At 70.4% G+C, this 14,723-nt stretch carries 10 protein-coding genes; 5 read left to right on the top strand and 5 right to left on the bottom strand.

Going from position 1 to position 14,723, the window contains the following annotated elements; translation table 11 throughout:
• The 5 genes from LJ657_RS06925 to LJ657_RS06905 all read left to right on the top strand — a co-directional run.
• On the top strand, positions 1-732 hold a 732-nt coding region (locus LJ657_RS06925; RefSeq protein ID WP_232647392.1), incomplete at its 5' end, for an SDR family oxidoreductase.
• Positions 729-1,367, top strand: coding sequence for a bifunctional 4-hydroxy-2-oxoglutarate aldolase/2-dehydro-3-deoxy-phosphogluconate aldolase (gene eda / locus LJ657_RS06920; protein WP_232647390.1), 639 nt, complete (start codon positions 729-731; stop codon positions 1,365-1,367). The genes LJ657_RS06925 and eda, both read left to right, overlap by 4 nt.
• The gene (locus tag LJ657_RS06915; RefSeq protein WP_232647389.1) at positions 1,355-2,392 is read left to right on the top strand and encodes a sugar kinase; all 1,038 of its coding nucleotides are present in this window, start codon (positions 1,355-1,357) and stop codon (positions 2,390-2,392) included. Before eda ends, LJ657_RS06915 begins: the two co-directional genes overlap by 13 nt.
• Positions 2,393-2,427: 35 nt before the next feature.
• Positions 2,428-3,459 carry an aldo/keto reductase gene (locus tag LJ657_RS06910; protein WP_232647387.1) on the top strand — a complete coding sequence of 344 codons (1,032 nt, stop codon included), beginning with the start codon at positions 2,428-2,430 and terminating at the stop codon, positions 3,457-3,459.
• Positions 3,460-3,531: 72 nt separating this feature from the next.
• Positions 3,532-6,687, top strand: coding sequence for an RICIN domain-containing protein (locus LJ657_RS06905; protein ID WP_232647385.1), 3,156 nt, complete (start codon positions 3,532-3,534; stop codon positions 6,685-6,687).
• 77 nt (positions 6,688-6,764) lie between these two features.
• Here the strand turns inward: LJ657_RS06905 and LJ657_RS06900 are convergent, their stop codons facing one another.
• The 5 genes from LJ657_RS06900 to LJ657_RS06880 form a co-directional block, all read right to left on the bottom strand.
• Positions 6,765-7,454: an RICIN domain-containing protein gene (locus tag LJ657_RS06900; RefSeq protein WP_232647384.1), complete on the bottom strand. Its 690-nt coding sequence runs from the start codon at positions 7,452-7,454 to the stop codon at positions 6,765-6,767.
• Between the two features lie 2 nt (positions 7,455-7,456).
• A complete protein-coding gene (locus LJ657_RS06895; RefSeq protein WP_232647383.1) occupies positions 7,457-8,077 on the bottom strand; it encodes a hypothetical protein in 621 nt (206 codons plus the stop codon).
• 232 nt (positions 8,078-8,309) lie between these two features.
• Positions 8,310-10,310 (bottom strand): glycoside hydrolase family 31 protein, encoded by a 2,001-nt coding sequence (locus tag LJ657_RS06890; protein ID WP_232647381.1) that lies wholly within the window; start codon positions 10,308-10,310, stop codon positions 8,310-8,312.
• Between the two features lie 54 nt (positions 10,311-10,364).
• Positions 10,365-11,786, bottom strand: a complete 1,422-nt coding sequence (locus LJ657_RS06885; RefSeq protein ID WP_232647380.1) for a GH1 family beta-glucosidase — start codon at positions 11,784-11,786, stop codon at positions 10,365-10,367.
• Complete coding sequence (locus LJ657_RS06880) at positions 11,783-14,677, bottom strand: glycoside hydrolase family 3 protein (protein WP_232647378.1); 2,895 nt, start codon at positions 14,675-14,677, stop codon at positions 11,783-11,785. The genes LJ657_RS06885 and LJ657_RS06880 overlap by 4 nt, the downstream gene beginning before the upstream one ends.
• Between the last annotated feature and the right edge of the window lie 46 nt (positions 14,678-14,723).

Here is a 14,723-nt window from a genome sequence, read left to right as displayed (position 1 = left end):
GCCGTCGTCACCGGTGCCCGGCGCGGGATCGGCCGGGCCATGGCCCGCGCGCTCGCCCAGGCCGGCGCGGACGTCATCGGGGTGAGCGCCTGGCTGGAGGAGTCCGGCAGTACGGTGGAGAAGTACGTCACCGCCACCGGCCGCACCTTCGAGGCGATCCGCACCGACTTCGCCGACCCCGACGCCGTACGAGCGTTGGGCGCGGACCTGGCGGGTCGGGAGCGCCCGGTGGACATCCTGGTCAACAACGCGGGCACGATCCGCCGCGCCCCCGCCGCCGAACACACCGACGCCGACTGGGAGTTGGTGCTCCAGGTCAATCTGAACGCGCAGTTCGCGCTGACCCGGGCGGTCGGCGCGGCGATGGTGGCCCGCGGCCGGGGCAAGGTCATCTTCACCGCGTCGCTGCTCAGTTTCCAGGGCGGCATCACCGTCCCCGGCTACACCGCCGCCAAGCACGGCATCGCCGGTCTCACCAAGGCGCTGGCCAACGAGTGGGCCCCGCACGGCGTCAACGTCAACGCCATCGCCCCGGGTTACATCGCCACCGACAACACCCAGGCGCTGCGCGACGACCCGGCGCGCAGCACGGCGATCCTGGACCGCATCCCGGCCGGACGGTGGGGCAGCGCCGACGACCTCGCGGGCGCCACCGTCTTCCTCGCCTCGGACGCCGCCGCGTACGTCCACGGCACCACCCTTCCGGTAGACGGCGGGTGGCTGGGCCGATGACCGCCGACCTCACCGATCTGCTCGCCGACGCGCGGATCGTGCCGGTCCTGACCGTGCCCGACCCCACCACGGCCGCCCCGCTGGCCCGTGCCCTGTCCGCGGGCGGCGCCCGCTGCGCGGAGGTCACCTTCCGCACCCCCTCCGCCGAGCAGGTCGTGAAGGCGATGGCCGCCCAGGGCGATCTGGCCGTCGGCGCCGGTACGGTGCTCACCGCCGAGCAGGCGGAGCGGGCCGTCGCGGCCGGCGCGCGCTTCGTCGTCTCCCCCGGCCTGGACCACGAGGTCGTCGCCCGGTGCCGGGAGCTTGGGGTGCCCGTGGTTCCCGGCGTCGCCACCGCGACCGAGGTGATGGGCGCCCTGCGAGCCGGCCTCGACACGGTCAAGCTGTTCCCCGCCGAACCGCTCGGCGGCCGGGCGATGCTCCGGGCGCTCGCGGCGCCCTTCCCCGGGGTGCGGTTCATGCCGACCGGCGGGATCGACGCCGCCGGCCTGCCCGGCTATCTCGCCGAACCGTCGGTCCTCGCCGTCGGCGGCAGCTGGATGGCGACCCCTGCCCTCCTCGCGAGCGGCGACTACGCGGAGATCCGCAGGCTGACAGCCGAAGCGGTGGAGCGGAGCATGCGATGGCCGACGTGATCGCCCTCGGCGAGGTCATGCTGCGGTTCGACCCGGGTGAGGGCCGGATCCGCACCGCCCGCAGCTTCCAGGTGTGGGAGGGCGGCGGGGAGTACAACGTCGTACGCGGACTGCGCCGCTGCTTCGGGCTGCGCACCGCCGTGGTCACCGCCCTGGCGGACAACGCGGTCGGACGCCTCGTCGAGGACCTGATCCTCCAGGGCGGGGTTGACGCCTCGATGATCTGCTGGATGCCCGACGACGGCATCGGCCGCACCGCCCGCAACGGTCTCAACTTCGTCGAGCGCGGCTACGGCATCCGCGGCGCGCTCGGCGTCAGCGACCGCGCCCACACCGCCGTCTCGCAACTGCGCAAGGGCGACGTGGACTGGGACACGGTGTTCTCGACCGGGGTGCGCTGGTTCCACACCGGCGGCATCTTCGCGGGCCTGTCGGAGACCACGGTCGACGTCGCCGACGAGGCGATGGCGGCCGCACGCCGGCACGGCGTCACCGTCTCCTACGACCCCAACTACCGCCCCAGTCTCTGGGCCGACCGCGGCGGACCGGAGCGGGCCCGTGAGACCGACCTGCGGCTCGCCCGGCACGCCGATGTCGTCGTGGGCGCACTGGGTCTGGCGGGCGAGCACCCGGGCGCCGTGCGTTTCGGCGCGCACGAGGTACCGGACGCGCTCGCCGCCGTGGCCGGCCTGTTGCCCGATGCCAGGGTCCTCGCGACCACGCTGCGTGAGGTGCCCTCGGCGGGCGTGAACGACTGGACCTCGGCGGCCTGGTCCGCCGGCACCGGGTACGTCACCGGACCCCGCATGCCCGGCATGCACGTCCTGGACCGCATCGGCTCCGGCGACGCGTTCGCCTCCGGACTGATCCACGGCCTGCTCGCCGGCCACTCCCTGGAACGTTCCCTGGCCTACGGCACGGCCCACGGCGCCCTGGCCATGACCACTCCCGGCGATGTCTCCATGGCCACCCTCTCCGAGGTCGAGGCACTCATCGACGGAGGCTCGGCCCACGTCCGACGCTGACCGGCGTCCCCCACCCCTGTCCCCAGGAGCACGTCTTGCACCACCGGAAGATCCAGCACACACCGGTCACCGTCACCGAACTCGGCTTCGGCGCCTCGGTGATCGGCAACCTCTACCGGGTGACCGCCCCCCAGGCCGCGTCGGCCGCCGTCGACGCCGCCTGGGACGCGGGCATCCGCTACTTCGACACCGCACCGCACTACGGCCTCGGCCTCTCCGAACGCCGGCTCGGCGCCGCTCTGCGCGACCGGCCGCGCGAGGAGTACGTCGTCTCCTCGAAGGTGGGCCGCCTTCTCGTCCCCAACGAACAGCCGCGGGGCGTCGACGACGAGGGTTTCGTCGTACGGGACGACCTGCGCCGGCAGTGGGACTTCAGCCGTGACGGTGTGCTTCGCTCCATCGAGGAAACGCGGGAGCGCACCGGCCTGGACCGCCTCGACGTCGTCTACCTGCACGACCCCGACGAGCACTGGCGCCAGGCCGCCGACGAGGCCGTGCCCGCACTCGCCGAACTGCGCGACCAGGGCGTGATCGGAGCCATCGGCGCCGGCATGAACCAGTCCGCCATGCTCGCCCGCTTCCTGCGCGAGACGGCCGCCGACGTGGTGATGCTCGCCGGACGCTACACCCTGCTCGACCAGTCGGCGCTGGACGACGTCCTGCCCGCCGCGCAGGAACACGGCAAGAGCGTCGTGGCGGTCGGCGTCTTCAACTCCGGCCTGCTCTCCCAGGACCGGCCCGCCGAGGGCATGAAGTACGACTACCAGGACGCCCCGAGAGACCTGGTGCAGCGGGCCCTGGCCATCGCCGAGGTCTGCGAACGGCACGGCACCACGCTGCCGGCCGCCGCCATCGCCTTCCCCCGCACGCATCCCGCCGTCGTCAACGTCACCCTGGGCATGCGCACCGCGGAACAGGTCCGGCGCAACGTCGAACTGCACGCTCAGCGTGTCCCCGACGGCCTCTGGGACGAGCTGCGTGCGCAGGGCCTGATCAGGGCTGACGTGCCCATCGCGGGCGGCGACGGCCGCCCGCCCCGAAACCCTCGGAGCCGAAGCGCTGAGTGATCCGCACCAACCCGTGACGACAACCCCCTGGACCGCATCAACCGCACACCAGCACCCCCGTGGAGCCGCCCCGTGTACGCCAGTCCGAGCACCAGAACCACCAGGAGAGGCAGAAACTCCGCCGCCTCCGTCCGCCGTCTTCTGCCGGGAGCACTCGCGGCGGCGGTCACCGCCGCCCTGCTGACCTCCCTCACGACGCCCACCCCGGCCTCGGCCGCCACCCAGGCGACCTACTACGTCGCCCCCAGCGGTGACGACTCCAACGCCGGCACGATCACGGCGCCGTTCAAGACCCTGCAGCACGCCCGGGACGTCGTGCGCACGGTCAACAGCAACATGACGGGGGACATCAACGTCTATCTCCGGGGCGGTACCTACCCGGTGAGCAGCACCATCGACTTCACCTCCGCCGACTCCGGCACCAACGGCCACCACGTCGTCTACTCCGCCTACCCGGGCGAGAAGCCGGTCCTGGACGGGGGCGTTCCGGTGACCGGCTGGACACAGCAGAGCGGGAACATCTGGAAGGCCACCCTCAACCGCGACAACAAGCTCCGCTCGCTCTACGTCAACGGCAAGCGCGCCCAGATGGCCTCGAAGACGATCAACTCGGCCGGATGTTACGCGAATTACAGCTTCCCGAGCCCCCAGCCTTCCTGGGCCTGGGACTCGCCGAAGACGACGTGCGACCAGATCAAGTACAGCCTCTCCGACCTGCCTGCCATCGCCTCCAACCAGGACGACGTCGAGATCAAGACGGCGACGACCTGGACCACGGCCATCGTGGGTGTCAGCCAGGTCACCACGAGCTCGGACGGCACCAACCGCGTGGCCAAGCTCCAGGAGCCGGGCGCGGCGATAGCCCAGGCCGCGTTCAACGCCAACTTCCAGCCCACCGGTACGCAGACGTTCATGAACGCGTACGAGTTCCTGGACCAGCCGGGCGAGTTCTACTTCGACAAGTCCACCCACACGGTCTACTACTACAAGTCGAGCTCCGACGACATGACGACGGCGCAGGTCTTCGCGCCGAACAACGTGTCCACCATCATCAAGATCGCCGGCACGTCCACGTCCGACCACGCGAAGAACATCACCCTCTCCGGTCTCACGGTCGAGCACTCCGACTGGAATCTGACCAACGTGGCGGGCTCCGTGTTCCGGCAGGGCCAGCAGGGCAACGCCAGCACGAACGTGTACACGACGCAGAACTTCCACGCCTACTCGTACCGCAACGTCGACCTGCCGCCGGCTGCCGTCCAGATCGAGAGCGCCGACGGGATCGTCCTCCAGCGCGACACGGTGCAGCACACCGGCGCCGACGGGATCACCCTGGCCAACGACGTGACCGACTCGCAGCTGACCGGCAACTTCACCAATGACATCGCCGGATCCGCCCTCACCGTGGGACACCCCCAGCACGTCTACATCGGGAGCGCGGACCCCGACCCGAACGACCCCCACGAGAAGTACCCGGCGAGCGTCGAGGGCGTCTGCAAGAACATCACCGTCACCGACAACTACCTCTACGACAGCGCGGTCCTGTTCCAGGGCTCCAGCCCTGTGTCGGCGTACTTCGCCGACACCCTGGACCTGGAGCACAACCGGATCGAGAAGTCCCCGTGGGCGGGCATCACGCTCGGCTGGGGATGGGACAACTTCGACGGTACGTCGAACTCCAACGTCATCTACCCCGGGTCCCCGACCACGACGGCGAAGAACAACACCGTCAAGTACAACGAGCTCCTCGACACCATGCAGGTGCTCGGTGACTCCGCTCCGATCTACACGCTGGGCAAGCAGCCGGGCACCGAGATCAGCAACAACTTCATCCAGGGTGAGCCGGCCGGCCACCGGTACGGGATCCACCCCGACGAGGGCTCCGCGTACATCAACGAGCACGACAACGTCCTCGACGTGGACCCGAACGTCATGTGGGTCATGAACACCGGCACCTGGGGACGGCAGAACAACCTGACCGTCACCAACAACTACGGCCCCCGCAACACGATCTTCAGCAAGAGCGTGACGAGCAGCACCATCGACAACGTGCGCGTGTACCGGGACAACGTGTGGCCGTCGCAGGCGTACGACATCGCCGTGAACGCGGGCCTGGAAAACGCCTACAAGGACATCGTCCCCGCCGGCAACACGACTCTGCAGGACTACGCGCTGCCCGCCGGCGTCTTCACCGGCAAGGGTGACGTGACCATTCCGGTGCGCAGCCCGGGAGACTCGACCAAGACACTCTGGCTGGCTCCCTCCGGCACCTCGACGTTCGCCGCCGGTCCCACCATGACCAGCGCGAGCGGCACCTCGACCAGCATCAACGTCCCGCAGGCCACCGGTGACTACCGCCTCTACGTCCTCGACGCACAGGGCCATGCCTCCGCCGCGTCGAAGGCGCTCGTGCGGCAGCGCTGGAACCACGTCGACGACAAGGCGGCCGGCGTGACCTACTCCGGCACGTGGTCGAACTGGAACGACACGAAGGACATGAACGGGTCCGAGAAGTTCACGAGCACGGCGGGCAACTACGCCGAGTTCTCGTTCACCGGCTCGGGCGTCCGGTACCTGAGCATGACGCAGCCGAACATGGGCAAGGTGGACGTCTACCTCGACGGCACCCTCGCCCAGGCGGGCATCGACGCCTATGCCTCGGTGGTGACGAAGCAGGTGCCGCTGTTCGAGAAGACGGACCTCGCGGCGGGCCCCCACACGATCAGGGTGGTGTGCACCGGCACGAAGAACGCCGCCTCGTCCGGCACCGTCTGCGCACTGGACGCGTTCGCCTCCATCGGGTTCCCCGTGACGAACGGCAACTACAAGATCGTCAACAAGGGCAGTGCCAAGACGGTCGACGTCTCGGGCGGATCGACGTCCGCCGGAGCCAACGTCATCCAGTGGACCGACACCGGAGCCGTGAACCAGAACTGGGTCTTCAGCCCGGTGGGTGACGGCAGCTACGAGATCGTCAGCCGGAACAGCGGCCTGCTGATGGACGTCAGCGGTGGCGTCACCACGGACGGCGCGAACATCGTCCAGTCGTCCGACAACAACGTCGCGAACCAGCGCTGGAACCTGGTCGCCGCCTCGAACGGCTACTACAAGATCAAGAACGTGAACAGCAACGACCTGCTCACCGTGTCCTCGGGAGGTACCCAGCTCGTCCAGTCGGCGGACACCGGCGCCGACAGCCAGCTGTGGAAGCTGGTGAACGTGGACTGACACCCCACATGAACCACTCGGCGGCCGCCCCGTTCACGGGGCGGCCGCCGGGCGTTTGGGCCCTTCGGTTCACTCGGTCACTGGATGGTCCACGCCTGGTTCGGCTGGTTCAGCGCCATCCACTGGTCGATGGCCGCCCCGTTGGCCGTCGAGTTCCCGCCGACCTCGAGCACCTGCCGGCTCTCGAAGTTGCGGATGACGTACCCACCGGTCGTCGGCTCGAAGTACCACAGTTGGTTGTTGCCGCCGCTGTAGGTGTACTGCTGAAGGTTGGCTCCCCTGCTGTGCGTCGAGGCGTTCATGTCCAGGGCCTTGCCGCTGTTCCTGTTGACGATCTTGTAGAGCTGACCGCTGACCTTCACGATGCTCCACTGCTGGTTCGTGCCGCTGTTGCTCGGCCACTGGACGACGTTCGCGCCGTCGCCGGTGGCGGCCTGGTACACGTCCGCCACCTGACCGCTGTTGACGTTCTTGATCGTGTAGTACGTCGTCGGGTTGACGTTCGGCGTACCGGTCGCGTCCTCCAGGGCGCCCCCGGCCTGCTGCACGCTGAAGTCCGAGAAGAAGAAGTACGCGCCGTCGGTCTTGGCGACCCGCACGTAGCGGAACTTCTGACGGACGTCGATGTTCCCCGTCAGCGTGGACGCCATCGGCAGGGTGGCGCTGTCCTGGCGCCCCACCACGGTGTAGGTGGCGAACGACGGGTCGTTGGAGGCGCGGATCTCGAAGTTGCCGCGCGTCTCGGGCTGGTCGATGTCCTGGCGCATGGTCAGGGAGTACTGGCCGAGCTGGTAACCATCTCGGTCTGGCTGAGGTTGCTCCAGTTGGAGATCTGCGAACTGAGCACCTGCAGCAGCTTGTTGGTCTTGTCGCTGCCCTGCAGCTGGAAGTCCGAGCCCAGGTCGGGGTAGCGGGCGCGGGTGGCGCGCACCCCGTTGACGTACAGCTGGCGGAAGTTGAGGCTGCCCACCGACGCCTTGTACTCGCCGTTGCCGACGGCGGTCCAGCCGGTGATGGTCCGACCGCTGCTGATGACGGGCGTCTCGCCGTTGTAGGCCTGGTAGACGACCGTGTGGCCGTTCGTGCCGGAGTCGCTCGTGCCCAGCGTGATCGGGCTGGTGAGGTTGTAGGTGCCGCCGCGCAGGTTCACGACGATGTCACTGGACATGTTCGCGTCGACCGCACGCACCGCCGCCTGGGCGGCCTGGATGGTCTTGAACGCCGAGGCGGTGCTGGTGCCCGGGTTGCTGTCACTTCCGTTCACCGGATCGACGTAGAAGTTCGTCGTCGCCGCGTAGGCGGGCTGGACGGGCAGCAGGGCCGCCGCGAAGACGACGAGAGCCGCCGCAAGAGCCTTGCTCAGCCCTGCTGCGGTGCGTGGGCGTCTCATACGTACTATCCTTTCTTCGATACTCAATGATTATGAGTTGTATTTATCGAGGGACGAAGAAGGGACGTCAAGGCAACGGGCGTGGATGTTTTTCACGCACGTAACGGTGATGCTGCACAACCATGCCGAATCGGCGGGAAACGACCCACGGCCTGACGGGTGAGTTACGGACAGGCACTCATTAATGAGTCGTACTCATTTTCCCGCAGACATCGGGGTGAGCTGTACTCGCTCAGTACAGCCGCACTCCGGTGAGGTGTGCGCCCGCGCGGACGAAGACGGGGATGCGCTCCAGCGGCGCCGGGACGGAAAGGTCCCGGCCGCCGCGGTGTTCCACTCCCGTGGCGGCGTCGACCCAGTCGCTGCCCTGCGGCAGGTGGACCGTCCGTTCCCGGGCGCCGGCCTCGGTGACCGGCGCGACGAGCAGGTCGGGGCCGAGCAGGAACTGGTCGTCGACGTCCCAGGAGGCCAGGTCCTCGGGGAAGTCGAAGAACAGCGGGCGCATGGGCGGGGCGCCGGTGCGGTGGGCGGTCTCGGCGAGTTCGTGCAGGTAGGGGCGCAGGCGCTCACGCAGCAGGAGGTGCTCGCGAAGGATCGGGTAGGCCTGTTCGCCGTACGACCAGATCTCGTTGGGGCCGCCGGTCATCGTCGCGCTGAAGGGCTGGTTCGGCTCGCGGTCGCCGTGCAGGCGCATGAGCGGGCTGAAGGTGCCGTACTGGAACCAGCGGATCAGCAGTTCCCGGTAGGCCGGGTCGTCCGGGTTGCCGCCCAGGAAGCCGCCGATGTCGGTGTGCCACCAGGGGATGCCGCTCAGAGCGACGTTCAGGCCCGCGCGGACCTGGGCGGCCAGGGAGTCGAAGGTGGGGAGGATGTCCCCGGACCAGAGGGCGGCACCGAAGCGCTGGCTGCCCGCCCAGGCCGATCGGATCAGGCTCAGCGGCCGGTCGTCGCCGGCCTCACGCAGTCCTTCGGCGACGCCGCGCGCGTGCTCTCGTCCGTAGATGTTGCCGACCTGCGGGCCAGGTCCGGCGTGGTGGACGGCTCGGGAGGCCAGGGCCGGGGACAGGTCGGGTTCGCAGGCGTCCAGCCAGAAGGCGGTGACGCCCAGGTCCGTGTAGTTGGCGCGTAGTCGATTCCACAGGAGGTGGCGGGCGCGCGGGTGTGTGGCGTCGTAGTACGTCATCGGGAGGTAGCGCTCGTCGCCGCCGCGCGCCGGCCAGTGCTGGCGCAGCAGTCCGCCGTGGCTGTCGCGGACCAGGCCGCCGCAGGCGCGCAGGGCCTCGAAGCCGGCACTGTCGTCCTGCACGGTGGGCCAGACGGACACCAGGAGCCGTACGCCGAGGGAGTGCAGCTCCTTGGTCATGGCGGCGGGGTCGGGCCAGTCCTGCGGGTCGAAGGACCAGTCGCCCATCCGGGTCCAGTGGAAGAAGTCGCACACGATGACGGACAGGGGCAGACCGCGTCGGTGGTGTTCGCGGGCGACGGCGAGGAGTTCGGCCTGGGTGCGGTAGCGCAGCTTGGACTGCCAGAAGCCGCTCGCCCAGCCGGGCAGCAGGGGCGGGTGGCCGGTCGCGTCCGCGTAGGCGGCCGTGATCTCGGCCGGGGTGTCGCCCGCGACGATCCAGTAGTCGATCTGCCTGGTCTGTTCCGCGACCCAGCGGGTGGCGTCCGTAGCGAGTTCGACGCGGCCGGTGGCGGGGTTGTTCCACAGCAGTCCGTAGCCGCGCGAGGAGTGCAGAAAGGGGATCGTCACGACGGTGTTGCGCTGGACGAGGTCGATGACGCGGCCCTTGTGGTCCAGACCGCCGTGCGGCTGCTGGCCGAGGCCGTGGACGCGCTCACCGTCGTACGCCTCGAAGATCTGCTCGGCGGTGTAGGTGCCGTCACCGCGCGCGGTGTGGACGCGCGGGCCGGGACAGCCGTGGTACGGGCGCTTCTCGGCCAGCAGTTCGCGGGGGCCGTCCGCCTCCCCGGTGCGCAGGAAACGCAGTCGCCCGTCCGTGTCGGCCTCGACGGTGAGGCGTCCGTTGACCAGGCGAGCGGTTTTGTCCTCGCCGACGAGGACCGATGCGCCTTCCGCCTCCTGCGGGGGCAGGTCCAGCGCCCAGTCGAGCTCGTCGTCGATCGTGTCGGCCGCGGCCCGTACCCGGACCGCGTGCGGTCCCCAGGGCTCGACACGCAGGATCTCGGCCGCGGTCCGCCGTTCGAGCGCGGCACCAACATGCTGGTACATGGGCGGGTGGGGTCCTTCCGGTTCAGTCCGCGCACTCGTGGGGGACGTCGGTCGTCATGGTTCCAGCTGGGTTCGTGTGCGTCGGGCGTCCTTCGTGCGGGCGCGGTGCGCGGTGATCAGGTCCCGGTACCAGCGGTAGCTGTCCTTGGGCGTGCGGGTCTGGGTGCCGTAGTCGACGCGGACCAGGCCGAACCGCTGGTCGTAGCCGCGGGCCCACTCGAAGTTGTCCAGCAGCGACCAGACGAAGTACCCGCGTACGTCGACGCCGGAGGCGAGGGCGTCCGCGACCGCCTGGAGGTGGTCGGCGAGATAGCGGGTCCGCTCGGGGTCATGGACCAGGCCGTCCGGGGTGACCGTGTCGGCCTCGGCGGAGCCGTTCTCGGTGATCCAGATGGGGGGCAGGTGTGCGTAGCGGACATGGAGGTCGCAGAGCAGTTCGGTGAACGCGGACGGGACGACCGGCCAGCCCATGGTGGTGTGCCGGGTGCCGTAAGGGTCCGTTTCGGCCACGCCGACGTCCACCGCGGTGCGCCGCTCGGGGTCGGGCTCGCGGTGAGGTGCGGCACTCACGCAGATCGGGCGGTAGTAGTTGAGGCCGACGAAGTCCAGCGGTGTACCGATCAGGCTCAGGTCGCCCGGCTGTCGCCAGGGGCCGTCCGCGAGTCCGGCCCAGGTCTCGGCCTCGTGGGCGGGGTAACGGCCGGCGAACAGCGGCTCCGCCCAGAGGTCGTTGTGCAGGGTCTCGGCGCGGCGGCGGGCGGCGAGGTCCTCGGGCCGGTCCGAGGCGGCGTGGACGCGGTCCAGGTTGAGGGTGATGCCGACCTCCTGGTCACCCGCCGCGCGCAGCGCGCGTACCGCCAGGCCGTGGCCGACGAGCAGGTGGTGGGCGGCGGCGAGGGCACCGCGGCCCTCGCGTGCGCCGGGCGCGTGACGGCCTTCGGCGTAGCCGACGAAGGCCGAGCAGTACGGCTCGTTGAGGGTGATCCAGCGGTGCACCCGGTCGCCGTAGCGCTCGGCGGCGAGCGCCGCGTACGCCGCGAAGGCCTCCGCGGTGTCCCGGACGCGCCAGCCGCCGCGGTCCTCCAGCGCCTGTGGCAGGTCCCAGTGATAGAGGGTGACGGTGGGTGCGATGCCCGCGGTCAGCAGCTCGTCGATCAGACGGTCGTAGAAGTCCAGGCCCTTGGCGTTGACCGCGCCGGTGCCGCCGGGCAGCAGGCGGGGCCAGGAGACCGAGAAACGGTAGTCGTCGACGCCGAGTCCGTGCAGGAGACGGACGTCCTCGCGGTGGCGGTGGTAGTGGTCGGCGGCCGTGTCGCCGTTGGCGCCGGCGAGCGTACGCCCGGGGGTGTGGCTGAAGGTGTCCCAGACGGAGGGGCCGCGGCCGTCCTCGTCGTGGGCGCCCTCGATCTGGTACGCGGCGGTGGCGGCGCCGAAGCGGAACCCGGGGGGCAGCACCGGGAAGGCGGGGCCGCTCATACGGCTCCGTCCTCGCCGCGGGTGCCGTCCCCCGCCGAGCCGAAGCGGAAGGAGCAGAGGCGGAAGTCGCCGTGCAGGGTCAGCCGCAGGTCATGGACGCCTTCGCCGGGTGGTGCCGCGTCGGCGGTCACCGTCGTCCAGGTGTAGCGGTTGCCGGTGACCGGTACGGCCGTTTCGGCCACGAGCCGGTCGTCGCCGGTCCGTACCTCGATGCGCGCCTCGGCCGATCCCGGCCCGGCGCTCTCGCGCGCGACCTCCGCCTGGAAGCGGGCGGCGCCGGACAGGTCGGCCGAGTCGAACAGCAAGGTCGCGGGGTGTGCGGGATCGGTCGGGGTGACCGCGTCACCGGCGGTGCGGGTGGCATCGACGAGGGTGACGTTCGCGTAGTCGTCGAAGTCGGCGGCCGAGGTGCGGCGGCCGGTCACCGCGCGGGGTGCGGGGGGCGCGCCGGTCACCGTCAACGGCGCCGTCAGGACGACGTGTTCGGCGGAGCGGGCGACGAGGACCTCGTAGGCGCCGGGGTCCACGGTGAACGCGCCCGTGGCGACGTCCCAGTGCGCGAACCGGTCGGCGGGCAGCCGGAAGGTCAGCCGCCGGCTTTCGCCGGGCGCGAGCCGCACCTTGCGGAAGTCGGCGAGGCGCAGCCGGGGCGCCTGGTAGCGGGCGTCCAGCGCGCGGACGTAGAGCTGGACCACCTCGCTGCCGCGGCGGCCACCGGCGTTGGACAGCGTCAGCGAGACGTCGAGTGCGCCGTCCTGAGGCACTGTTGCCGTGGACAGCCGCAGGTCGCCGTAGGAGAAGTCGGTGTAGGACAGGCCGTGGCCGAAGGCGTACCGAGGTGCGGCGCGGTGGTACTGGTAGGTCCAGCCCGCCTTGATGACGTCGTAGTCGAGGGGGTGCGGGAGTTCGTCGTCGCCCCGGTACCAGGTCTGCGTCAGCCGGCCCGAGGGGTCTGCCGCGCCGAGTAGTACGTCGGCCAGCGCACCGCCTGTCTCCTGCCCGCCGTGGGAGGTCCACACCACGGCGGGCAGGTGTTCGTCGGCCCAGTCGAGGGCGTAGGGGTAGCTGCTCATGACGACCAGCGCCGTCTGCGGGCGGACCGCGGCGACGGCTCGCAGCAGCGCCTCCTGGGTCCCGGGCAGCGCGGTGCCCGTACGGTCCTCGGTCTCGCGGCCGTTGATGAGGGGGTGGTTGCCGAGGACGACGATCGCGACGTCGGCAGCCTCGGCGGCCCCGCGGGCTTCGGCGGTGCCGTCGCGGAGAAGTTGCCGCTGCCAGCGTTCGGCGGCCTGCGGAGTCTCGGCGGTCACGGTGACTCGGCCGTCGGCGGGGTCGACGACGGCGTAGCGGCCGGTGAAGACGTTGCGCAGGAGCACGGTGTCCGCGTCGCCGGAGGGATCCGGTTCCAGAGAGAAAGTTTCGTTGACGAACCAGGTCTTGATGATTTCACGGTCCGCGACGAGCGAGTCGTCGTCCTTGCGGGTGAGGTAGCGGCCGGTCTCGGCGTCACGCAGGGTCAGGACGCCGTCGCCCCACTCGCTGACGTCGAAAGCCGCCCCGCCCAGTGGGTCACCCGTGGTGCGGGAGCGCAGTGCGATCCGGTCGGCGCCCTCGGCGGTGACGACGTTGCCGCCACTCTCGTCGAGTGCTGCCCGCAGCCCTGAGGCGATACCGATCTGGTAGGGCAGGGTGCCGCTGTACCAGTCCTCGTACAGGGTGTCGGCGAGCGGGCCGATGACGGCGACGCGGGGTGTCCGCTCCGCCTGGAGGGGCAGCAGACCGTCGTTCTTGAGCAGGACCACCGACTCGGTCGCGGCGCGCCGGGCCAGAGCGCGGTGCTCGGGGGAGTCGATCACTTCCGGGCCGATCCCGCTGTACGGGTCGAGGTCCGGGTCGAACTCGCCGAGCCTGAAGCGGAGTTGCAGCTGACGCCGGACCGCGCGGTCGATGTCGGCCTCGTCGATCAGGCCACGCTCCAGGGCTCGGCGCAGCCTGCCGATCACGGTCGAGCTGTCCTCGTTCTGGTCGGTGAAACTGTCGATGCCTGCTTTCAGCGCGGCGGCGTGACCGGCGGGGTGGTCGTCGAAGTAGTGCTCCTGCTCGACCAGGTTGGACGGCGCCTCCGCGTCGCTGACGCAGAACAGCTCGTGTCCGGTCGGCAGGGCCCAGCGGCGCAGTTCGGTCTCCAGGAGCGGACTGACGTGGCAGGGACGGCCGTTGACCAGGTTGTACGCGGCCATCGCGCCGGTCGCGGCGCCCGAGGCGACGACGGGCCGGAAGGCAGCCAGGTCGTACTCCTGCAGGACGCGGGGGCGCAGGCCGGAGGAGGTGACGCAGCGGTCGTCCTCGTTGTTGTAGGCGAGGAAGTGCTTGAGCACCGGAGCCGCCCGCAGGTAGGCGGGGTGGCCGCCGGACAGGCCGCGGCAGTAGGCGGTGCCGAGCCGGGCGGTGTGCACCGGGTCCTCGGAGTAGCCCTCCTCGTTGCGGCCCCAGCGGGGGTCGCGCAGCAGGTTCACCACGGGGGCCCAGGCCTGGAGGCTGTTGGCGCCGACGCCGTTCGCGGTCGGGCGGTGGCGGTGGAAGGCCCGCAGTTCGACCGAGACGGCCTCGGCGACCTCGTGGACCAGGTCCTCGTCCCAGGTCGCGCCCAGGCCCACGGCCTGCGGAAAGACCGTCGCCTCACCGAGCCAGGACACGCCGTGCAGCGCCTCCGAGCCGGTACGGAACGAGGCGACCCCGAGGCGCTCGACGGCCGGCGCGCACTGGTGCAGGAACGCGACCCGCTCGTCGAGCGTGAGCCGCCCGAGCAGGTCGTCGACGCGCTTGTCGACCGAGAGGGCGGGGTCACGGAACGGAGGCCGGCCGGCGGCGGACAGGGACGGAGAACCCACGCTCAACTCCTGAACAGGCTGATGCGAAGTGTTGAAGCGCTTCGAC

Source organism: Streptomyces guryensis, assembly GCF_021261325.1.
In the GTDB taxonomy this organism is placed as follows: Bacteria; Actinomycetota; Actinomycetes; order Streptomycetales; family Streptomycetaceae; genus Streptomyces; species Streptomyces guryensis.
Note: the sequence above shows the minus strand (reverse complement) of the source record. Positions and strands in the feature narration are given on the sequence as shown.

Coding starts and splice junctions, on each gene's coding strand:
- eda (WP_232647390.1), top strand. CDS start 729: ATGACCGCCGACCTCACCGATCTGCTCGCCGACGCGCGGATCGTGCCG.
- LJ657_RS06915 (WP_232647389.1), top strand. CDS start 1,355: ATGGCCGACGTGATCGCCCTCGGCGAGGTCATGCTGCGGTTCGACCCG.
- LJ657_RS06900 (WP_232647384.1), bottom strand. CDS start 7,454: ATGCGCCAGGACATCGACCAGCCCGAGACGCGCGGCAACTTCGAGATC.
- LJ657_RS06895 (WP_232647383.1), bottom strand. CDS start 8,077: ATGAGACGCCCACGCACCGCAGCAGGGCTGAGCAAGGCTCTTGCGGCG.
- LJ657_RS06885 (WP_232647380.1), bottom strand. CDS start 11,786: ATGAGCGGCCCCGCCTTCCCGGTGCTGCCCCCCGGGTTCCGCTTCGGC.
- LJ657_RS06890 (WP_232647381.1), bottom strand. CDS start 10,310: ATGTACCAGCATGTTGGTGCCGCGCTCGAACGGCGGACCGCGGCCGAG.